The organism is Chloracidobacterium sp. (assembly GCA_016720705.1).
GTDB lineage: Bacteria > Acidobacteriota > Blastocatellia > Pyrinomonadales > Pyrinomonadaceae > OLB17.
The window spans coordinates 899937-921305 of record JADKKB010000007.1 but is presented as its reverse complement, the minus strand read 5'-3'; the positions used below and the strand labels follow the sequence as shown (position 1 = coordinate 921305).

Here is a 21369-nt window from a genome sequence, read left to right as displayed (position 1 = left end):
GTCATATCTCCCGAGCACTCACTTGGTGTTTGTGCCCGAACGGGGGTTGCCTCCGTCTTTAGTTTTCAAAGATCTGTTGATTGGTTATATTATATCACAATTTGCAGAGATGCAGCTATGTCGCATAGATGCAACGCCCGTCACGAAAGATCAACTATGGTCTGAAAAACTCCTCTCCTTACCAAGGAGAGGTGGCATCCCGATGCTTTCTATCGGGATGACGGAGTGGTTCTCAAGCGTCGATCAGGAATTCAGCTTGGTTGACGCCCTGAGTCTGGTGCACGGTGAATCTTTATTATCGTGAGAGAACCACCCCGTCAGCGGCCAAAAGACGGCCACTGCCACCCCTCCTTGGTAAGGAGGGGAATCTGATAATTTTGAGCCAAACCCCACGGACGGCGAACGGGCCAAAAGACATCACGCTTTCGCTCGATCGCATTGAAGTAGAAGGTCAATGTCCGGAGAAGTTTAATGAAGAATCATAATAGCGAAGTCGTGCCCCGCATCGCTGCATCGACACGCCGACCCGGATCGGTCAAACGGTCGAGCAGTATGGGTTTGAAAGAGAATCGCAATATCGCATGCCTGACCCCGATTGCTCTTTCAACAAAATGGTTGTTAAGGACCTCGTTGGGTGTTCGGAAGCCGAGGCACTTACGAGGACGGTTATTAAGACGTTGGTTGACGAGAGTGATGTGGTCGTCTGAGAGTAAAGAGAAATCAGTTTTTTTAGAGATGTACTGCCTGACAAGGCCATTTGTGATTTCATTAATGCCTCTTTGCCAGGAGGAGTATGGATCTGCATAGAGAATCGCAATATCGAGTGCCTGAGCCCGACCGCTCCTTCGTCTGAGTTCTAAGTCCATAGATGACCCCCAATTCTTCAGTTAAAGAGCGATCCGATCGCCTCCGGTTTTGTTTGATCTACTTTCAAATATAGGCGACGACTTGTTTAGGCGAATGCTGTTATCTATTCGGGCAAGGTTTTGTTCCGGTTACGCCAGGGCGTGATCGGATCGTTTTCGTGTTGTTGCAGAAAATAGGTGTTGCTTTTTGCGGGAAAGGTGGTCATACTTACTATTGTCATCCTACTCTCGCACCGATTGCGGTGCGCTTCGTCTTTAACGATTTCTGGATAAGTTTGAGAGCGGGCCCTATTAGTTAATCAGAAGTTGCTCTCAGTTTTTTGAGTATCCGAGATCCGTTACCTTCGCACGACAATAGTTTCTATTTGACGCAAGTTCGGTTCGACACTTCTTTAGAAGCCTCGAAAAGAGGCAAGGTAAATATAACAATGTCAATGAAACTATATGTAGGAAACATTTCCTTCAACACATCAAATCAGGATCTTAACGATCTTTTCGGTGCTATCGGTACCGTCGAATCGACCAACATCATCGAGGACCGTGAAACCGGCCGTTCGCGTGGTTTTGGCTTCGTCGAAATGGCTTCGCAGGCCGAAGGCGAAAATGCTATTGCACAGCTCAACGGAAAAGAAGTTGACGGCCGTGCCCTGAAGGTCAACGAAGCTAAACCGCAAGAGAACCGTAGCGGCGGCGGCGGTGGCGGACGTGGCGGATACGGCGGCGGCGGCGGTGGAAACCGCGGCGGCGGTGGCGGATATGGCGGCGGCGACCGCTGGTAGTCAGCTCGTTAATTCCAATTATGAAAAGCTGCCCGGAGACCCGTTCTCACGGGCAGCTTTTTATTTCAACCTAAACACACAGGCGCGTGTTAGAATAGAATACACATATGGCTTACGGACCACTGGCTCTATCTCGCAAGCACGTGCTTGGCGAACATTATTTACGCTGTGATGCTATCGAGAGCGTTCCGGTATACCTGAACGACACGGCCGGCGAGGTGCTCGGGCACGTCGACGAGAGTATGGGCAAATATGCGGACGCATACCTTTTCCACCTATCTGAGGATATGTGTAAAAAGCTGTCCGCGGGACATTTTACATACTCGTTCGAGTTTGAAAATGTCGAGACGGAAGTTCCCGCGGCGGGACGCCGACGGATGCGTCTGGTCGCTGTGATGCTCACAGCCCGAAAAGGCTACGCCAAACCGCTGCCCAAACGCGGCGAAGGCAGCGAAGCAGACCTGGCAGCCAAAGCCGCAAAAGCCGCTGAGATGGTCGAGACCGTCGAGCAGTAATATCAGCGGGATCACCATATATTGACTTTGCGGGTAAGAACGGCAATAATTTGCCACTTGATCTTTTACATTCTATAGCTTTGAGGTGCCGCTTTTTCAAGAAGCGGCCTAAAAGGGAAAGCCGGGTGAGACTCCCGCACGATCGCGTCACTGTAAATCAATAAGTCAGAACGCCTGCCTCAGAAGTTATTGCCAAGTAGATGTTTCGCGTCAAAACATCGCCGGCAGGCATAGTTTTTCAATTTAATTTTTTTGGAACGCCTTGTTTTTCTGGTCGATACACATCGACGTGAGGAAAGCGAGGCGTTTTTTGTTGTGTAGATCTAAGGAATGAAGAAAGTTTTATTTATATCGTTGTTGGGCCTGATGCTCACGTTGGGTGCGTGCCGCGCAGGGTCATCGGGCAACACCGACGGCGGATCGTCGTCGTCCGTTCGGCCGATGAGGGTCGTTACCGATGATCTCGGTCGCCGTGTGTCTGTTCCGGTTAAGGTTAGCCGCGTAGTTTCACTCGCACCGAATCTGACCGAGAATATATTTGCAGTCGGTGCCGGCGACCGTTTGGTCGGCGTGACGACATTCTGCAACTATCCCGAAGCAGCAAAGACAATAGCGAAGATCGGCGACACGATGAATCCTAATATGGAATCGATCGTCGCTCTCAAACCTGACATTGTATTTGTCTCGACCGCGTCGCAGATCGAGGCGTTTACGAAGACGCTTGAGGCGAACGGGATCGCGGTTTATGTGACGAACCCGACCACCTTGAACGGGCTGTATGGAAGCCTGGAGAAATTGGGCACTATTTTTGGAAACTCCGAATCTGCCGCAAATATCATAGTCGACCTCCAGGGCCGCGAAAGTGAGATTCGGACAAAAATGAATTCCTGGCCGGGCGGAGGACTTCCCCCGGGAGGCCGCGTTTTGGTGTTCGTACAGATCTCGAAGGAACCCCTTTTTTCCATTGGAAAAGACTCCTTGTTGACACAGGTCGTCCAGTTGGCGGGAGCGACCGTAACCACGGCAGACATTGCTGAGGCCTATCCGAAGGTAAGCAAAGAGAGCGCCTTGGTGATGAACCCTGAGGCCATCATTCTGTCGGAAAGCCCTGATAATCAGGAGCCGAATGACGTTTTTAAAAATTCGCCGGCGGTAAAGAACGGGCGTGTTTTTAGGATCAACGCCGACATTATCTCGCGGCCTGGGCCGAGGCTGATCGACGCTTTGGAGCAGATCGCACGGAACCTGCATCCGGAGCAATTTCCGGGATGATCAATTAGCTGATAGCTGTTAGCCAAGAGGAAAACAAGACATTTGAAACGCCACTTAAAGATCGCAGTCTTGCTCGCCATCGCACTTGTCGCGGTGCTGATACTGGCTGCGATGTTAGGGGCCGAACGTCTTCCGCTATTTAGCCTAAATGAGCAGCAGATGTCGATACTGTATGACATCCGTTTGCCGCGGATCTTGTTAGGTGCGTGTGTCGGGGCGAGTTTGGCGGTAGCCGGAGCGGGGCTGCAGTCGTTGCTCAGAAATCCGCTCGCAGAGCCTTATTTACTCGGGGTGTCGAATGGTGCGGCGCTCGGGACGATGGTCGCGTTCGTTTTCTTTCAGAGCCTCGAACTGACGCGGCCCATACTGGCATTTGCCGGTGCCGGAATCGCGACGATCGCGGTCTATCGAATGGCGAAAAGCCGAACCGGGATGAATGTCGAGCGACTGGTGCTGTCGGGTGTGATCATAACCACATTTTTGTCATCGGTTATCGTGATGCTGACCACCTTGCTTGATGCGGCCAAGCTGCGGAGCTTTACATTCTGGCTGCTCGGCGACCTTTCGCAGGCGACGCCGAATGGCGTTTACATCAGCCTCGGTGCAGCCATTATCGGCACGGTGGTGCTGATGACACAGGCGAAGGCTCTGAATCTGATGATGGTCGGTGAGCGTGACGCTTTTGATTTCGGGGTCGAGGTGGGGCGAGTCCGGATGCTGGTTTTCGGTGCGTCCAGCCTCGTTGTCGGGGCGGCGGTCGCGGCGAGCGGCTCGGTCGGTTACGTCGGATTGATAGTGCCGCATCTGGTCAGATTGACCATCGGCAGCGATAACCGCCTGGTCGTGCCGTTTTCGGCGGTCGTCGGCGCGATCTTTGTGGTATTTGCCGACACGATCGCCAGGACGGCGATCGCTCCGCGAGAGTTGCCGGTCGGCGCTATCACCGCACTGATCGGTGCGCCGCTGTTTATCTATTTACTTAGGAAGAATTAGCGACTAATGACACGAATAAAATATGTTTCTGAATTCGTGTAATTCGCGGCAAGAAAAATGCTTGAGGTTCGAGAAATAACGGTCAGATACGGAACACGCGAGATCTTGCGTGACGTGTCACTGACGCTTGCGGCCGGTCAGATCATAGCTCTTGCGGGAGCCAATGGTGCCGGCAAGACGACGCTGATCCGGGCGATGAACGGTACGCTGCCGATCGCCTCGGGCGAGATCCGCCTAGATGGCCGATCACTCGCAGAGCTATCGCGGCGTGAGGTCGCTCAAAAGATCGCGGTGGTCGCTCAAGAGACCGAGACGCGATTTCCGGTGACGGTACTTGAGTTTGTGCTTTCGGGGCGGTATGCGTCAGGCCGGGCGTTTGGCTGGGAGACCGAGAATGACTTTGCGTTTGCCGACAGAGCTCTGCAAAGCTGTGATCTCGACCAATACCGTTCCCGCCTGATGGATCACCTCTCGGGCGGCGAACGCCAGCGTGTCGTTTTGGCGCGGGCACTGGCGGCAGGTTCGATGACGCTTTTGCTCGACGAGCCAACGGCGAATCTCGATCTCTCGCATCAGGCGATGATGTTCAGGCTTGTAAAAGAGCGTTGTGTCGAGTGCGGTTGCTCGGCGATCGTCATCACGCACGACCTCAATCTGGCCGCCGAGTTTGCGGACGAGATAATTATGTTAAAGGCGGGGCAGATCGCCGCAAAGGGCGCGCCCGCCGCCGTTTTGACGGTCGAAAACGTGCGAAATGTTTTCGGTGTCGATGTGCTGCTGGATAGGAATCCGGCAAGCGGAAACGTTCGTGTGACGAACGTATTTTAAGAAGGGTTAGCCACGAATTACACGAATAAGATGAAAAAGATCTACTCGTGTAAACCGGCTACAAATTGGCAAGCGACGCAGCGGAAGTTTGGTGGAAAGCCAACACTGCCCACGCAACAGTGAGTCAAATGTCGAAGGATGAATATCGAATGATGAATAGAGAGCGGATCTTAATTCATCATTCTAAGTTCAAAACTTTGCATATGGGCGAGTCTGGAACGCTGCTCGAGTGTCCGGGATCAGAACCATTCTGCGATGGGCAGAAGAGGAAATTATATGAGAGTTTTTGCAGGTTTGGGTTTTAGTCTTTTGTTAACACTTGTAGTATTCGGTCAAAATGGTGCGACAGTCACCGGAAGGGTCGTGATGCCAAACAACGGCGGGGGAGTACACCGTTCAGATGTAACACTAAAATCAAAGAGTGATTCGTCGTTGGTTTATAAAACCGATGCAGATGGAGAAGGGAATTTTACGTTCCGTTCAGTTCAGGCAGGTGAATATGTAATTACTGCTGGCCCGGGCATCAGTTCGGTGGATATGTATGTCGAACAAGCTTTCGCTGTCAAAGAAGGTGACACACTTGATCTGACGCTAACCGTCAAACTTGTGGGAGTAATGATTCGAGAATCCGTAACAATATCCGTTAACTCTAATCAGCCTATTGAGGAAGTCTCAAAGACGGTAAGCGTGATCAGCGGACAGGAGATGCGCGATCGGGCGGATTTTACGCTGATCGACAGCCTTCGGACGATTCCCGGATTTAGCGTCCAGCAACTCGGCGGTTTTGGCAGAACGGCGTCGATCAAATCACGCGGTCTTCGGAGTCAGGACACCGCACTTTTGGTCGACGGCATACGGTTTCGCGATCCTTCGGCGATAACGGGCGACGCTTCGCCGTTTTTGGGCGATATTACTCTGACCAGCGTCAGTCGGGTCGAGGTGCTCAGAGGTCCGGGGTCATCGCTCTACGGTACTAACGCGATCGGTGGCACGGTCGACTTTAGAACTCCGCAAGCAACAAGCGGCACGCACGGCCAGGTTTCCGGAGCATTCGGCGGTATGGGTCTCGGGCGATTTCGCGGGAATATTTCGCACGGCCTCGCAAACGGTAAATTTGGCATCGGTGCCGCACTGTCCCGGACGGCATATACAAAGGGCATTGACGGTCAGGACAATGCCGGCAACACAAATTTTCAAACGCGGGCTGATCTCAGCCCATCCGCTAAAACGAGCATTTCGGGCCGGATATTTTTGTCCGATGCAAAAGTGCGGCTCAACGCGAGCCCGGACACTTTTGGCATAATGCCGGCGACTAATAGCTTGGTAATTCGTGCGTCGCCAAACGTAAATTTTGTCGGCGATGCAAATGATCCGGACAGCTTTCAGGGGTCAAGGGCCTTTACCGGCCAGTTTGTCGTCAATCAGGTAATCAACGACAAATTGTATTTAAGCGGCCATTACCAAGGGCTGGCGACCCGCCGCACGAACGACAACGGGGCACTCGGACCGGGATTTCAGGGTGCATCGACGAGCATTTTTGACGGACAGATCCACACCGGGAACGTCCATCTGAATTGGACGCCGACTAAGCTGAATTCGCTGACCGCCGGTTATGAATTTGAACGAGAGAGCTTTGGCAATGAGGGCCGAACGCCGTCAGGAACCGAAGATTTTTATACAAGCGCGGGGCAGGTAAGTCACACGGCGTACGTTCAGGATATGTTGAGATTGCTGGATGGAACTCTACAGTTTGCCGGCGGTGCGAGGCTGCAAAAATTCGGGCTGTCACGCCCGTCGTTCAGTTTGGCAAATGCCCCGTACAGCGACCCGAACCTTGTTGATCCGCCAAATGCGTTTACGCTTGACGGATCGGCCTCGTATTATGTCAGACGCACCGGAACCAAGATCCGAGCCCATATCGGCAACGGCTATCGAGTCCCATCGCTGTACGAGCGATTTGGAACCTTTTACTCGACGTTCGGGACGCCGAGCTTTATCGCGATCGGCGATCCGTATCTGAAACCGGAAAAGACATTGGCGGTCGATGGCGGCATCGAGCAGGACTTTGCACGGCGAAGAGTTGTGCTTTCCGCGGTATATTTCTACACCACGCTCGACGAGACCATCGGCTACGGCAATGTGGTGCCGAATATCGGGACGACGACGCGGCCATACGGCGGATACCTGAATCAGAAAGGCGGGATCGCACGCGGCGCCGAACTTAGCGGCACTCTTAAGCCCTGGAAAGGAGCCGATATATTCACGTCGTACACGTTTACAAATAGCGATCAGCGAAGCCCTCAAGTCGCCGGAAGTGGTGTTATATCTTCGTTGGGGATTCCGGAGCATCAGTTCACACTCGTGGCAACGCAACGGTATAAAAGGTTCTGGGTCAATTTTGATCTGGTCGCAGGCAGCAGCTATCTGGCTCCGATATTCAGCAACTCAACCTACTCAACGTACGTCTATCGCTTCAGCGGAAATCGAAAAGGCGATCTGACGAGCGGTTATACGATCCGAGCAAGCGGCGAAAAAGTGTCCGTTAGAATTTTCGGGACCATCGAAAACATATTCGGCCGGGAGTATTACGAAAATGGATTTCGAACAGCCTCGCGAACCGCACGGATCGGAACGAGTTTGAGTTTCTAGCCTGAACGGGCGGACGGTTCAAGTCGATTTTTCGTGCTATAATCGGATAAATCGGAGTGGATCGACTTATGAAACAAAGATCGTTGTTAATTTTTTGTCTCATATTTGGACTGTGCGGCTATGCGGTTGCACAGTCCAAAGCTGTTACTAATGCCGATCTTGAAAAATACCGGCAGGAGCGTGTAAGGGCCGAACGGGACTATGCGGAAAATTACGCTAAATTAGGCCTGCCGTCACCGGCAGAACTCGCCGAGCGACGTGAGCGTGATCGGGTCGAGTCGGAGAAACTCGCTGCAGAATTGCGTAATGCTCGCCTTGCGGCAGAGCGAGCCGAGGCCGAGCGGCGTTACGCGGTAAGTTACAGCAACCCCTCTGCCGTTTATTACCCTTCGGACAATTCGGCAGTTATGTATTGGCTAGGCGGACGCGGTTATCAATATCCGCAACTCCGGTTTCGACAAGCCGTCCGCCCCGGATACTTTGCGGGCGGACAATTTTGGCCGACCGGATCGGCGACGAGGCCGCGGCCGATGTGGACGACAAAACGATAAAGTTAGAGCGATCAATATGAAGCAAGGTTGGGAAGCGATAATTGGGATGGAGATCCACGCCCAGTTGGCAACAAATACAAAGATCTTTTGCGGATGCTCGGTCGAGACGGGCGGCGAACCTAATTCGAACACCTGTCCGGTATGTCTCGGATTGCCGGGTGCATTACCGGTGCTTAATCGCCGAGTCATCGAACTAGGCGCTCGTGCGGCACTTTCGCTGGGGCTGGAAATACAGGAAACGTCTATTTTTGCACGCAAAAACTACTTTTACCCCGATCTGCCGAAAGGGTACCAGATATCGCAATACGACAAGCCATTTTCCGCAAACGGCCACTTAACGATAATGACCGCCGAGCGTGATGAGCACGGCCGTGCCGAAGAGTGGCGGCCGATGACGATACACGTCCAGCGAATGCACCTTGAGGAAGATGCCGGAAAGAATGTGCACGAAGGTCTGCCGGAAGTAGATAAGTTTTCGTACATAGATCTCAATCGGGCCGGAACTCCATTGGGCGAGATCGTCACATCACCTGATTTCCGTACGTCCTGGCAGGCGTATGACTATGTCAATCACGTTCGCCGCGTACTGCAATGGGTCGGGGCAAGCGATGCCGATATGGAAAAGGGAAATCTGCGATGTGAGGCCAACGTATCGGTCCGAAAGATAGGCGAGACCGAATTTCGGAATAAGGCCGAGCTCAAAAATCTGAATTCGGTCAGATTTATGCAGCGGGCGATCGAATTTGAGATCGAGCGCCAGATCGAAGCCCACGAAAAAGGCGAGCCAGTAAATCAGGAATCGCGTCTGTGGGACGAGAAGAATAATCAAACGCGGTTTATGCGCAGCAAAGAGGATGCCCACGACTATCGTTATTTTCCCGAACCCGATCTGCAGCCGTTGGTCGTTTCGGCGGAATTTATTGAGCAGGTCAAACGTGAAATGCCTGAGTTGCCGGACGCGATGCGAGATCGATTCATCGAAGTTTACGGACTCAGTTTTGCCGAAGCGTCACAGATCGTTGCTGACAAATATCTGGCTGAGTATTTTGAGACGACCGCCCGGTTTACTGCCAATCCGAAGCTCTCAGCTAATTGGATACTCGGCGAACTGACGCGTGAATTGAACATTTCGGGCAAATCGGCCGCAGAAAGTCTTTTGACCGCCGAGGATCTTGCCGAATTGCTCAAAGCAGTCGAAGCCGGCAAGATCAACAACAATCAGGCCAAGGAAGTTTTGGCCGAGATGTTTGCGACCGGAAAAACTGCCCCCGAGGTGATCGCTGAAAAGGGATTTGAACAGGTCTCTGATACCGGTGCGATCGAAAAGATCGTTGACGAAGTGATAGCCGTCAGTCAGGCAAATGTCGATGCATATCGTGCGGGTAACGATAAACTCTTTGGTTTCTTTGTCGGCCAAGTAATGAAAGCTTCGCAGGGAAAGGCAAATCCAAAAGTGGTCAACGAAATATTGAAGCAGAAATTATGATCAAAAAGGACTCGGTCGCTGTCGTGACCGGCGGTACAAAAGGAATCGGACTGGCGATCGCCGAGTCATTGCTCGGTGCCGGAATGCGTGTGTTTATTTGCGGCCGGAGCAAGAAAGATCTGGCGGCGGCACTCGACCGACTTCGTCCGCTGGGTGACGTCCACGGCGAAATGTGTGACGTTCGCAGCGAGGAGCAGGTCAGGCAGATGCTTGAGGAAGCTGAGCGTGTTTTCGGCGGGGTCGATATTCTGGTTAATAATGCCGGGATGGGGGTATTCGGCAAGACGGTCGAAGAGATCTCGGGAGATGAGTTTCGCCAGATGATCGAGACGAATCTGCTCGGTGTGTTTTACGCGTGCCATCACGCGATACCGATGATCAAACGGCGGAGCGGCGGATATATTTTCAATATCTCAAGTCTCGCGGGACAAAACGCTCATCCGAAAATGGCGGCGTATAACGCTTCAAAATTTGGATTGAACGGATTCTCCGAGGCTTTGATGCAGGAAGTGCGGCAGGACAATATCAAGGTCAGCTATATCTGCCCGGGTAGCGTCAATACGTATTTTGGCGGCGATGTGCCGTCCGACGAAAAGGCGTGGCAATTGCAGCCCGAGGACATTGCCCAAGTTGTTTTGGATCTGCTCGAAATGAACCCGAGGGCACTGCCGAGTAAGGTCGAGATCCGGCCGAGTAAGCCGCCCGTTCGTTAAGAAACGTGCTCGCCGATCTGCGATGCGATCGAGCTTGCGAGCCGTAGCCGATTAACCGGTTTTATTTGATAGTCAGATGCGCCGAGAGCCATTGCCCGATCGCGATGATGTTGTTCGGCAAGTGATGTGATCATAACCACGGGGATCTTGCCGAAGTGCTCGTCGGTTTTGACATACTCCAGCAGTTCCCATCCGTCCATTATCGGCATTTCTACGTCAGAAAGGATCAGGTCGGGATGCCAAACTCCTGAAAGCAGCAGTTCGAGTGCCTCGGCTCCATTTTGGGCGGTGATGACCCGGTGGCCGCATTCTTCGACGACCTTGCAGGTCTGGCTCCGGACACTTGGGCTGTCGTCCACGATTAACACAACCTTTCTTGCAGGTTCGTCAATTTTCGGAATGTTGGCGGGTTCCGGCGTCTTTACGGCAGGTGCCTTGACCCTTGGGATCGTCAGCGGCATTCGAATTGTGAACGTCGTCCCGGCCTGTGTTTCAGAAGCAATATTTAACTGCCCGCCGCACTTTGCGACACTTTCCTTGACGATGCTCATACCGATACCGCGGCCGGCATTGAGGTTTAAGGTGTCGGCCGTGGTCAGACCGCGTTCAAATATTAGTTGGTAGGCGTCATTATCGTTCATTAATTCGGCAGTCTCAGCACAAATCAACTGATTCCGGATCGCCTTTTCTTTCAGTTTGGCTATTGAAATCCCTCGGCCGTCGTCGGCCACTGTCAGGGTGAGTCCGTCGCTATCGGAATCGATACGAATGCGTATCAAGCCCTTTTCCGGCTTACCGATCAAGCGGCGAGTGTCTTCGCGTTCGATGCCGTGGACGACGGCATTCTTCAATAGGTGCAGAAGCGGCTCGATCAGGGCATCGATGATCTGAGTGTCGATCTCGGTATCGCCATTTTCAAGAACAATGCCGACATTCTTTTGCTCTTCTTCACTCGTGACGTGGGGCCCCCCCCCCCAAACCTTAGGGGTGGACGAGGGGTGTGCCCGGGGGCTTCTGTGGAAAGAGCCAATCCGGCGACCACCCCGGGGCCCGCGAAGGGCGGTAGCCTTTGCCCCCTGGACCAGCCCCCCCCCTGGGGCTGGGGGGTGCTTGGGGGGGAGAGGCCGGGGGGGGGCCCGGCTTTCGGCGGGCTCTCCCGGGCGCCCCGGGGGCCCGGGGCGAAGGGGCGGAAGGGCGGCGGGGACGGGGGCCGGGGCCCGGGGCCGCGGGTCGGGTGGGGCGGTTGGTTTCCCCCTGGCAAGGGGCCCCGGCCGGGGCCCGGGGCCCGGGGGCGAGCCGCCGGGGGGGGACCCCCCCCGGACCCGGCCCCGGGCCCGGCCCCCGCGCGGACCTCCGGCCCCCGCCCCGCGCCCCCGCCCGGCCCCGGGCCGGCCCGGGCGGGGGCCCCTCCCCCTCCGGACCCCGGCCCCCCCGGGGGGGGGCCGGCGCGCGGCGGCGGCGCCTCCCCGCCCGCGCGCGCTGCCCCGGGCCCGCCCGCCCCCCCTCCTGCCGCGGAAAAGGGGGGAAGGGGACCGGGGGGGGGGAGGGGCCCCCCCGGGCCCCCCCCCCCCCCCCCCCCCCGTCGTCCGACGCGCCCGCCCGCCCCCCCGGCCCCGTGCCGGGGGGGCGAGGGGACGGGGGGGAGATGAGCGGGGCGCCGTTCCCCGCGCCGCGCCCCCCCCCCGCCGGGCGGCCCCCGGGGGCCCTGGCCCCCCCCCCCCGCCCCCGACGCCCCCCCCGTCCGGGGGAGGCCGTCGCGTTTTTGGGGCCCGCCCCCCCGGGAGAGACACGGGCGGCCCGCCGCCGGGCGGGCCCCGCGCCCCCCGGGGGGCCGCCCCCCCCCGGACCCCCCCCCCCGGGCCGCCCGCCCGCGGCCCGAGAAGGAGATAGGGGGGTTCTCTTCCCCGGTTTGCGCCCCCGGAGCCGCCCCCCAAAGACCGGGACGGCACGCGACAAGCGAGTCTCGAGCGTCCCAAATCTTACAAGCCTGATCCCGAACAACTTGTCCTGAAGTTCGGCGGTCAGATGGCGCTGAGCGTCGAGTAGCGCGCCGATCGCGTCAATCACCGTCGCGAGGTCGGCCGAATCGCTCCTTTCGATAAGCTTAGAAAATTCAACCGCCACGGATCGGCGATTGGTCGCCATTTCGCCTGACAGATCGATCAAATTATCCAATCTATCCAGTGAAACTCGCACGATCGGCGATGAAGCCGGCCGGTCGATGATCGGCACCGTTGATTTTGGTTTATCGGCCGGCAGATCTGCCTTTGCCGAATCCGATCCTGTGGGCATCGCCGAAACCCGTGCGATCACGCTATCAAAGTCGGAATAGATCGAATGCGAGCCGCCTGGTGAACTCACGGCTGTTCCGAAGGTCGATCTATCAAGTAGATGATAGGCACGAGATAATAGCTCGAGTATCTCAGTGTCGGGCCGTGTGGTGTTTTCTACCATCAGGTCCAATAGATCTTCGACCCGGTGAGCAAGTTCCGAGGCGTCTTTGACCCCGACGATCCCGGCGGCTCCCTTAAAGGTGTGGGCACAGCGGCGCACTTCCCAGAGTGCCTCGCGGTTATCGGGGTTTGACCTGAGTGATTCGACGCTATGTGAGATGCTGCTGAGCAATTCGGTGGCTTCCGAACGAAAGATCTCTAATGTCTCTTCGTCCACCTCAAATTCTTCGACGCCTGGTTCCACTTCCTGCTTCGGGCTTTCGCCCCATAGCGAACGAAATGAGTCGTCGATAAAATCAGAAACATCCGGTAGAAAGTCGTCTGAACTTAAAGGGATCGTCAGCAAGAATTCTTCGATCTTGGCGATAATATCCAGCGATCGCCCGATCAGTGACGCCGGTGGCGATGGGCCGATAGCTGCTCTGATCGAAGTTTCGCACTCATCGATCAGGCCGACGATCTGCTCGATCTGGTTGTCTGAGGCGTCACGGCGCAATAGTTCGAGGCCACGAAGTGAGACATCGATATCACCATCAGAACTGCGGTTCTGATCGAATATGAGCAGTCCGTTGCGAATGCCGACAAGCCGGCCCGATGCTCGTTCGACAAAAGCATATAGGGCCGACTTATCTTTGTTGGTAAGAGCGGGTTGAGTGGGGGGCATTTTATGAGATGCGGAGCGATCAGTCGTTTTCGGCCATATCAGGCAGGAGGTACGTCTCTAAGGCACGCATTAGAGTCTCGGGACCGAACGGCTTGGTTATATAACCGGTCGTTCCGGCCATTCTGCCGCGGACCTTGTCAAAGAATCCGTCCTTTCCTGAGATCATTACAACCGGCACTTCCTTGGTTGCATCGTTGGACCGGATGAGTTTGCAGACCGCATAACCGTCCATTCGCGGCATCGCTATATCAAGCAGGACAAGGTCGGGGACCGTCGATTCGAGTACCGTCATTGCGTCGACACCGTCCTCAGCACAGACCACGTTGTGACCGGACTTTTCAAGCTTGCTGGAAATGAGCTTTCGTACCGTCGGACTATCGTCAACGACCAGGATCGTCTTGCCCTTTGGCATTGCGTCGTGGACCTCGGTTTGCCGACGGATCTCATCGAGACGGATCGCGAGGGCATTGACCTGACTGGCAAGGATCACGTTATTCGGATTGGTCCGAGCAGCCTCTTGGAGATAGGCAAATCCGGCGTCGTTATTCTTGAGATTCAGTTGTCCGATCCCCAAAACAGTCAGTTCTTGTTCGCTGAACTCGCGGAGATTCCACTCGGATTCCATTTTGGTGACGGACTCCTGGAGGGACTCCTGATCCGCGTTTGAATGTGCCAATAGCCGTTCAAGATCCGACAGAGAAAGGACCGCCTGACACGATGAGCACTCGAACGCGTGCGGTTCGTTGCCCGCATTGCAGTAAGGGCAATGGGCTTGAGGAATATGTTCTTCAACATCGCTGTCGGAGTAAGGCACTTCGGGGGCAGCGGCATAAATGTCCTCTGCAACCGGTTGCTCGGACGGCCATTCGGGCTGTTCCTCGCGTGCCTCAAATACGTGTGGTTCCGCTAATTCATCACTGCATTCCTGTTCGTGACTAACTTCGCTTTGATCATTTCTTTGATCGGCGAACACCAATTCCTCTTCCTCGTCAGTGGTATCGGTTTCTTCAAAACTGTTGTGGAACGAGAGTGTTTCGGTCTCGAGATCGACGCTATCGACTACAGTTTCGTCATCGTCAAATTGCAATTCGCCAACTTCATTTTCCGCTACGGGCTCATAGTAGCTTTCAAGAACCTCATTCATTACGTCCGAGATCTGCTCACTGGCATTGGAGCCTGCGTGCAACTCGTGCGAATCAGTTGTTTCACTCACAACCGGCACGATCGAGTTTTGGTAGTAACCGTTTTGTTGAGATTGGTCTGGGGCGACCATTTCAACGCTTTCGTCTGCGGCGTGCTCGTCCGAGACATTTTCGCTGACCGTTTCGTCAAAAGACTCGGGAGCGACTGCCGGTTCTTCCGTTTTGAAAGAATCGACCATATCGGACAAGTAATCGTGGCCGGCGGTAGCCAGAGCATTTGTCGGATCGAGTTCCAGTATTCGGCGATAGGCGAGCATTTTCTCGCTGAATGGTGCTGCCACCTGTGACATCAGCAACCAAGCATCGGTCGAGTCCGGATCGTTTGCCAATACTTCGTGCAGGATCGATTCGGCTCCGCTGAGGTCACCGCTGACTGCTGCGGCACGGGCTGAATCGAGCTTTTGTTGTTCGCGTCGGCCGGTTATTGCATCGAGAGCCGATCTGGCGTCACTATTATCCGGATTGATAAGCAAAGCACGGACAAGGAGGTCTTCGCGATCTATTTCCGACTCCATCAAAGATGCTTTCCACACCAATGCTGATTCACATCTGTCATCTTGTTCGAGAGCCTTGTCAAAACAATCGACCGCGAACTGAACCTGCCCTTCCTCATTTGCGGAAATTCCGCGCTGTACAAATGTTTTAGCGAGTAGGGACTGTGTTGCAGATTTCCATTGACGTGCCCGAAAATTATCCGGATCGACGCTTAAAACGTTTTCAAGGAATCCCAGAAGCTCTTCGGGGTATTCGCTGATCGAGGCTAGCCAGAGCCACGCATCGGTATTCTTAGGGTCTGCCTCTGTAACTCTCAAGAGAAGCGTTCGGGCGAGCGCTCGCTCACCGCTTTGGGCAGCGGAGACACCTTGCTTTAGCAAACGGGCGACGTCGATGCCGTTCGAAGATGATTCTTCGACAGGCTGACGGAAATAATTTACGGTTGTAGAATCAACGGATTGCTCGATTTCTAATCTCATATTTTACACTGGGTGACTTAGTGAACTTAGACAACTAGAGAGTGGGATTTGGCAGCCCCAAATTAAGGCTCTAGTATCCCGAGCTAAGAACAATGCAAAATCAGTGCCACATCGGCGGCCTTAAGAAACTTTTGTTAATTACCTCAAATACGCCTAAAATAGGGCTTTCGACCGCGATCTGATCCAAATTCTGATTGATCGGGGCGGGCGATGTTAGAATAGATGTGACACAATCTGTCACATTTCGTTGACAAAATGAGGTAATAGACCGATCAAACTCCTATTGTTATGACTAAGCTAAATAACGCATATGACGTAGCTATTGTCGGCGGTGGACCCGGTGGGCTTGCCGCGGCATTGTGGTGCGGTGATCTCGGCCTGCGGTCGATCCTCATTGAACAGGAAACGGAACTTGGCGGCCAACTCCACAAGATCCACAATCCGGTGACCAACTATCCGGGGGTGGAAACTGCAAATGGAACGGAGCTCGCAGATCTCTTTGTCGCCCAAACCGTAAGGTCCGAGCAGTTCGCACACCATCAGGGTGCCGTCGCGAATATCTGTAAGAGTGACGATGGATTTCTACTAAATTTGTCAGATGGAGAAAGCATAGAGTCAAAGTCCGTGGTGATCGCTACGGGTGTCAGACGGCGAACACTCGGTGTGCCCGGCGAGATGGAGTTTGCGGGCCGCGGGATCCTTGATTCGGGTGCAGGGACGGGAGTGTTGGCGGCGGGACTCGTGGTCGCGATCATTGGCGGCGGCGATGCTGCCTTGGAAAATGCGTTAATACTCGGTCGTCACGCGAAACAGATATATGTAATACATCGTGGTGACCAATTTTCTGCCCGCGGCCAATTTATTGACGCCGCGGGAGCGATCGGTAACGTTGAATTTATTTTCGGCGCAATAGTTCGCGGAGTCACGGGCGACGAGGCCGTCCGGGGTGTTGATATCGAGTTGAAAGCATCCGGCGAGAAACGAAGTTTGGCGATCGACAATCTACTGATACGAATCGGCGTTCAACCAAACTCGAAACCATTTGTTGATCTAGCAACGACGTCCAATGGCTATATCATAGCCGACGGATCAGGTCGGTCGTCGGTCTCTCGAATTTTCGCGATCGGTGATGTAGCCAATCCAAGTGCCCCGACCATCGCGGGCGCGGTCGGACAGGCGGCCACGGCGATAAAAACACTCTATAAGGAGTTAGCCGGACAATGATCCGGACATTTATCTGATGCCCTACACTGACGGCTGTCCACGAACACGATCTAGCAACATCAACCCCGAGTTTTAAGGTCTGGTGAAAGGTCCGATTCACCGCGAGCTAACGGAAGATTACAAATGGAGCGTAGCCCAACTTTTTGTCGAAAAAAAATTGAAAAATCACTCCCTCAGCACTTCTATTTTTCATATTTTGTGTTAACTTACCCTCAACTCTTTTGAAACACTGAAATTGGAGACTCTGGTATCGACCAACGAGAATTTGAAGCATATTCATTTTCTCATTGGAAAAGGTGAACTCGGCGGCGTGCCAGAACCTCCAAATAGCTGAATATAAAGGCTTGAAAGAACGCCCCGATTTGCGGCACGAAACGTGCGTCGGAGGAGTTTGCATTAACAATTTTTGACAAAAACGTAGTAACACTCAGGAGGAGCTATGACATTTGCTATTTGCAAGAGCAAGGAAATACTTGCCATTTGTGCGATCGTGATCTCGATCGTATTGGCCGGCTCTGCGACCGCGCAGACGGGTTCGGCAATTATCCAGGGTACCGTAACTGATCAGCAAGGTGCCGTTGTCGCCGGTGCGACAGTTAAATTGAGCAACGAGTCGCGTGGCTATAGCCGAACGGCAGTTACGAGCAGCTCGGGAGCTTACTCATTCTCAAGCGTTCCACCTGATACATATCAGCTATCGATCGAGGCCAATGGCTTTAAGAAACTCGTTCAGTCAAAGGTGTCGGCACTGGTGGATAAAACCTCATCGTTTGACGCCGTGCTTGAGCCCGGTGCGGTTTCGGAAGTCGTAAATGTGTCCGCTGACGGGCTTGAGAGCATTGTTAATACTCAAGATGCCAGCTTGGGCAACAACTTTGTTTCCCGCCAGATCCTGCAGCTTCCGTTGCAGGGCCGTAACGTGGCAAACCTCCTGAGCTTGCAGGCAGCAGTGACGCCGGACGGTTCGGTCGCCGGTGGCCGTGCTGATCAGGCTAACATCACGCTTGACGGCGTCGATGTCAATAATCAACAGAATGCCGGTGCATTTGAGTCGGTCATTCGCGTCAATCCCGATTCGGTCGACGAATTTCGTGTGACGACGCTTAACCCGGACGCCAGCAAGGGACGCTCGTCGGGTGCACAGATCTCGCTGATAACCAAGAGCGGTTCTAATGACTTTCGCGGTGCTCTTTACGAATATCACCGCAATACCGCAACCACGGCCAATGACTGGTTCAATAACCGTGCCGGTGTCGAACGCCCTAAATTGCTCCGCAACCTATTTGGCGGACGACTTGGCGGGCCGATCGTTAAGGATAGATTATTCTTCTTTTACAACTACGAAGGTATGAGAGAAGCCAAGGGCGAATCGGTCGTCCAGGTGGTGCCTACCGCGAGTTTGGGTCAGGGGAACATCCAATTTGTCGACAATACAGGTCAATCGTGGAATGTCACAGCCGCCCAGATCAACACAATGACCGTCAGTGGCCTGCCGGTGGTAGACGTCAATCCGCTGGTAACCACCCTGTTTGCACAAGCTGCAGCCAGATATCCGGTCAACGATGACACACAGGGCGACGGCCGTAACTCGGGCGGTTTTAGATTCAACGCGTCGACACCGGTCAAGCAGAATGCTCATACCGCCCGACTCGACTGGAATGTTACACAGGATCAGAAACACGTCATTTCATTCCGTGGAAATTATCAGCAGGACATAACCGGTTACCCGTCGTTTTTCCCGGACACGCCTTCGACCAATTCCTGGAGTCATCCGCTTGGAATGGCTCTGACCCATACCTGGTTGCTGAACAGCAATATGACCAATCGGCTCAGTTATGGATTGACGCGGATCGCCTTCAGCGATCAGGGCGATTCTGATGCGCCGCAGTTGACGTTTCGATACATCTATCAGCCGTCGGGATTTAATCGTACGTTTAGCCGAACGAATCCGACTCAAAATATTACCGACGATTTCACATGGATCAAGGGAAACCACTCGTTTCAGTTCGGTACCAACATCCGTTTGATCAAGAATACGCGTGAGAATTTTGCTCGTGCTTTTGATTACGGCGTTACAAACCCGAGTGCGTATCCGGCCAATGCGGCCAGAACGGCGATCAATAATTTCATCACTGCTGCTACCGGTTCGCCACGCACGATTTCAGGCACCGCGTGGAGCACTCCGGCACAGGGAGCACTGGTTGCTCTTCTTGGTCGATTGAGCGAGTACGGAGCAAACTTTAATTTTGATACAAAGGGACAACTGATTCCGGCCAATACCGGCATTCGTCGAGAATTTAAGACGCAGGAGTACGATTTCTACTTCCAGGACACCTGGAAACTCAAATCGAATCTTACTCTAACGGCGGGTGTGAGATACGGCCTAAGTATGCCGGTAACTGAAACGCAGGGTTACGAGACAGTACCTAGCATCCCGCTGTCGACATACCTTCAGAACACGGTCAGCGCGATGAACAATGGCCAGAATTACCGAGAGCCGCTGTCGGTGAGACTCGCGGGTAAGGCGAACGGGCTCGATAGTATGTACCCGCTCGACACGAACAATATCCAACCTCGAGTGTCGATCGCATGGTCACCGGAATTTAACAAAGGATTTTTGTCAAAAATGTTTGGCAAGGACTCCGAGTCGGTTTTCAGAGCCGGTTTTGCGATCACCAATGACTATTTCGGACAGCAGCTCGCAACCAACTGGGACGGTTCGAATTCTCTTGGTTTTGCGTCCGAAGCATCGATCAACGTAAATACCTATAACATCACCAACAATCCGGCTCCGCTATATACCGGGCCGAATATGACTATTCGCAATCTGCCGAATTTGACTGTCCCGACCGGATTGTCATTTCCGCAGACGGCCCCATTCAACAACCCGGGACAGGGAAAGATCGAAACCTCTTTGGACCAAAACCTGGTCTCGCCGATCAACTATACCTGGAACATCAGCTATGGACGTAAGTTGCCCGGAAAGATATGGATGGATGTGGCATACATCGGGCGACTTGCACGAAATCTTCTGATCGGCCGTGATGCAATGATGCTTCGTGACATTCGCGATCCTATATCGGGAATGAGCTATAACGAGGCCGGTACGATACTCGACAAATTGCTGCAGGCCGGTGCCCCGCTGAGTTCGGTGCCGAATTTGGCCTTTTACAACAATATGTGGGCTCCGGGCAGCTTGGCGGCGGCCTTCAGTTTACCTGCCGGAACGACCAACACACAAGCTGTATTTCTTGCGCAGCCAGGTGCCGGAGATTGGACGTACTTTATGCAGCAACTTGATTCTTATACCGGCTCGAGATATTTCTTCCAGGGCCAATATGACTCATTGTCCGCATTCAGTACGGTCGGTAAGTCAGACTATCACGGTGCGACGCTATCTTTGCGGCAGCGACTTGCAGGCTTGACTTGGGACTTTAACTACACATACTCGAAATCGTTAGATCAATCATCTGGTTTGCAGACCGGTGGATTGTTCGGTTCGGCGTTTGTCCTGAATGCATTTAATTTGGATGATCAGAAGTCGTTCTCGGATTTCGATCTGCGACATCAGATAAACTTCAACGGCGTCTGGGATGTCCCGGTCGGTAAGGGCCGAAAGCTGTGGGGCGGAATGAATAAGTTCGTCGACGCACTTGTCGGCGGATGGTCATTGGCCGGTGTGTTTCGATGGGATTCGGGCTATCCTTTTGACGGCTATTATGACGCGACCGGTTGGCAGACTAATTGGAACATCCGAAGCTATATGACAAACACCCGCAAGGTCAAATCCGGCACATTCTATAACTCGGCCGCGGCGGGTTGTACCACCGGTTGTGACATCCCGAATATGTTTGCCAACCCGGATGATGCTAATGCGGCTTTCCGTACACCGCATCCGGGTGAGACGGGCAGCCGAAATCCGCTTCGGTTTTCGCCGAAGATCAATCTAGATGCGAGCTTATCAAAATCGTTTGATATGCCGTGGAAAGAAGGTCATAAGATGACGATCCGATGGGATGTATTCAACGTCGCAAACACTCCGTACTTTGCCGGCCAGTCGGTCGGAACACTAGGTTACACGGGGTCAACAGCGGACGAATCGTTTGGTCGGTACACCAATATGGCAAATTCGCCACGTATTATGCAATTTGCTTTCAGGTATGATTTCTAAACTTCAACCTGATCGAAACAAAAGAGCCG

At 53.8% G+C, this 21369-nt stretch carries 15 protein-coding genes, 1 pseudogene and 1 riboswitch; of the genes and pseudogenes, 12 read left to right on the top strand and 4 right to left on the bottom strand.

The window, feature by feature from the left end:
• Positions 1 to 479: 479 nt before the first annotated feature.
• Positions 480 to 866: an IS30 family transposase gene (locus IPQ00_11380; GenBank protein MBL0241157.1), complete on the bottom strand. Its 387-nt coding sequence runs from the start codon at positions 864 to 866 to the stop codon at positions 480 to 482.
• A 428-nt stretch (positions 867 to 1294) separates the two neighbouring features.
• Between IPQ00_11380 and IPQ00_11375 the strand changes: the two genes are divergently transcribed.
• The 9 genes from IPQ00_11375 (at position 1295) to IPQ00_11335 (ending at position 10652) form a co-directional block, all read left to right on the top strand.
• Complete coding sequence (locus IPQ00_11375; GenBank protein ID MBL0241156.1) at positions 1295 to 1645, top strand: RNA-binding protein; 351 nt, start codon at positions 1295 to 1297, stop codon at positions 1643 to 1645.
• Between the two features lie 107 nt (positions 1646 to 1752).
• Positions 1753 to 2160: a hypothetical protein gene (locus tag IPQ00_11370; protein MBL0241155.1), complete on the top strand. Its 408-nt coding sequence runs from the start codon at positions 1753 to 1755 to the stop codon at positions 2158 to 2160.
• 66 nt (positions 2161 to 2226) lie between these two features.
• A riboswitch (cobalamin riboswitch) is annotated at positions 2227 to 2357 on the top strand.
• A gap of 133 nt (positions 2358 to 2490) precedes the next feature.
• Positions 2491 to 3432 (top strand): cobalamin-binding protein, encoded by a 942-nt coding sequence (locus IPQ00_11365; GenBank protein MBL0241154.1) that lies wholly within the window; start codon positions 2491 to 2493, stop codon positions 3430 to 3432.
• 42 nt (positions 3433 to 3474) lie between these two features.
• Positions 3475 to 4425 (top strand): iron ABC transporter permease, encoded by a 951-nt coding sequence (locus IPQ00_11360; protein MBL0241153.1) that lies wholly within the window; start codon positions 3475 to 3477, stop codon positions 4423 to 4425.
• A 57-nt stretch (positions 4426 to 4482) separates the two neighbouring features.
• Positions 4483 to 5253, top strand: a complete 771-nt coding sequence (locus IPQ00_11355; GenBank protein MBL0241152.1) for an ABC transporter ATP-binding protein — start codon at positions 4483 to 4485, stop codon at positions 5251 to 5253.
• Positions 5254 to 5529: 276 nt separating this feature from the next.
• Positions 5530 to 7902 carry a TonB-dependent receptor gene (locus IPQ00_11350; protein MBL0241151.1) on the top strand — a complete coding sequence of 791 codons (2373 nt, stop codon included), beginning with the start codon at positions 5530 to 5532 and terminating at the stop codon, positions 7900 to 7902.
• A 68-nt stretch (positions 7903 to 7970) separates the two neighbouring features.
• Entirely contained in the window at positions 7971 to 8453 is a 483-nt protein-coding gene (locus tag IPQ00_11345; GenBank protein MBL0241150.1) for a hypothetical protein, read from the top strand.
• A 16-nt stretch (positions 8454 to 8469) separates the two neighbouring features.
• Positions 8470 to 9939, top strand: coding sequence for an Asp-tRNA(Asn)/Glu-tRNA(Gln) amidotransferase subunit GatB (gatB, locus tag IPQ00_11340; GenBank protein ID MBL0241149.1), 1470 nt, complete (start codon positions 8470 to 8472; stop codon positions 9937 to 9939).
• Positions 9936 to 10652, top strand: a complete 717-nt coding sequence (locus tag IPQ00_11335; protein ID MBL0241148.1) for an SDR family oxidoreductase — start codon at positions 9936 to 9938, stop codon at positions 10650 to 10652. Before gatB ends, IPQ00_11335 begins: the two co-directional genes overlap by 4 nt.
• On the opposite strand, the gene IPQ00_11330 is transcribed toward IPQ00_11335, so the two are convergent.
• Both IPQ00_11330 and IPQ00_11325 read right to left on the bottom strand, forming a co-directional pair.
• Positions 10649 to 11503 carry a response regulator gene (locus IPQ00_11330; protein MBL0241147.1) on the bottom strand — a complete coding sequence of 285 codons (855 nt, stop codon included), beginning with the start codon at positions 11501 to 11503 and terminating at the stop codon, positions 10649 to 10651. The genes IPQ00_11335 and IPQ00_11330 overlap by 4 nt on opposite strands.
• Positions 11504 to 12653: 1150 nt before the next feature.
• Positions 12654 to 13106, bottom strand: a pseudogene (locus tag IPQ00_11325) (hypothetical protein).
• A 46-nt stretch (positions 13107 to 13152) separates the two neighbouring features.
• Here IPQ00_11325 and IPQ00_11320 point away from each other — a divergent pair.
• On the top strand, positions 13153 to 13656 hold the full coding sequence (locus tag IPQ00_11320; protein ID MBL0241146.1) for a hypothetical protein: 504 nt from the start codon (positions 13153 to 13155) through the stop codon (positions 13654 to 13656).
• A gap of 132 nt (positions 13657 to 13788) precedes the next feature.
• Here IPQ00_11320 and IPQ00_11315 read toward each other — a convergent pair whose 3' ends face one another.
• Positions 13789 to 14181, bottom strand: a complete 393-nt coding sequence (locus IPQ00_11315) for a response regulator (protein MBL0241145.1) — start codon at positions 14179 to 14181, stop codon at positions 13789 to 13791.
• Between the two features lie 2052 nt (positions 14182 to 16233).
• Between IPQ00_11315 and IPQ00_11310 the strand changes: the two genes are divergently transcribed.
• Positions 16234 to 17169 (top strand): FAD-dependent oxidoreductase, encoded by a 936-nt coding sequence (locus IPQ00_11310; GenBank protein ID MBL0241144.1) that lies wholly within the window; start codon positions 16234 to 16236, stop codon positions 17167 to 17169.
• Between the two features lie 439 nt (positions 17170 to 17608).
• Positions 17609 to 21340, top strand: a complete 3732-nt coding sequence (locus IPQ00_11305) for a TonB-dependent receptor (protein ID MBL0241143.1) — start codon at positions 17609 to 17611, stop codon at positions 21338 to 21340.
• Positions 21341 to 21369: the final 29 nt, after the last annotated feature.

Bases quoted from the DNA above. Each gene is read 5' to 3' on its own strand.
- IPQ00_11380 (MBL0241157.1), bottom strand. From the start codon at position 866: ATGGACTTAGAACTCAGACGAAGGAGCGGTCGGGCTCAGGCACTCGAT.
- IPQ00_11375 (MBL0241156.1), top strand. From the start codon at position 1,295: ATGTCAATGAAACTATATGTAGGAAACATTTCCTTCAACACATCAAAT.
- IPQ00_11370 (MBL0241155.1), top strand. From the start codon at position 1,753: ATGGCTTACGGACCACTGGCTCTATCTCGCAAGCACGTGCTTGGCGAA.
- IPQ00_11365 (MBL0241154.1), top strand. From the start codon at position 2,491: ATGAAGAAAGTTTTATTTATATCGTTGTTGGGCCTGATGCTCACGTTG.
- IPQ00_11355 (MBL0241152.1), top strand. From the start codon at position 4,483: ATGCTTGAGGTTCGAGAAATAACGGTCAGATACGGAACACGCGAGATC.
- IPQ00_11350 (MBL0241151.1), top strand. From the start codon at position 5,530: ATGAGAGTTTTTGCAGGTTTGGGTTTTAGTCTTTTGTTAACACTTGTA.
- IPQ00_11345 (MBL0241150.1), top strand. From the start codon at position 7,971: ATGAAACAAAGATCGTTGTTAATTTTTTGTCTCATATTTGGACTGTGC.
- gatB (MBL0241149.1), top strand. From the start codon at position 8,470: ATGAAGCAAGGTTGGGAAGCGATAATTGGGATGGAGATCCACGCCCAG.
- IPQ00_11335 (MBL0241148.1), top strand. From the start codon at position 9,936: ATGATCAAAAAGGACTCGGTCGCTGTCGTGACCGGCGGTACAAAAGGA.
- IPQ00_11315 (MBL0241145.1), bottom strand. From the start codon at position 14,181: ATGCCAAAGGGCAAGACGATCCTGGTCGTTGACGATAGTCCGACGGTA.
- IPQ00_11310 (MBL0241144.1), top strand. From the start codon at position 16,234: ATGACTAAGCTAAATAACGCATATGACGTAGCTATTGTCGGCGGTGGA.
- IPQ00_11305 (MBL0241143.1), top strand. From the start codon at position 17,609: ATGACATTTGCTATTTGCAAGAGCAAGGAAATACTTGCCATTTGTGCG.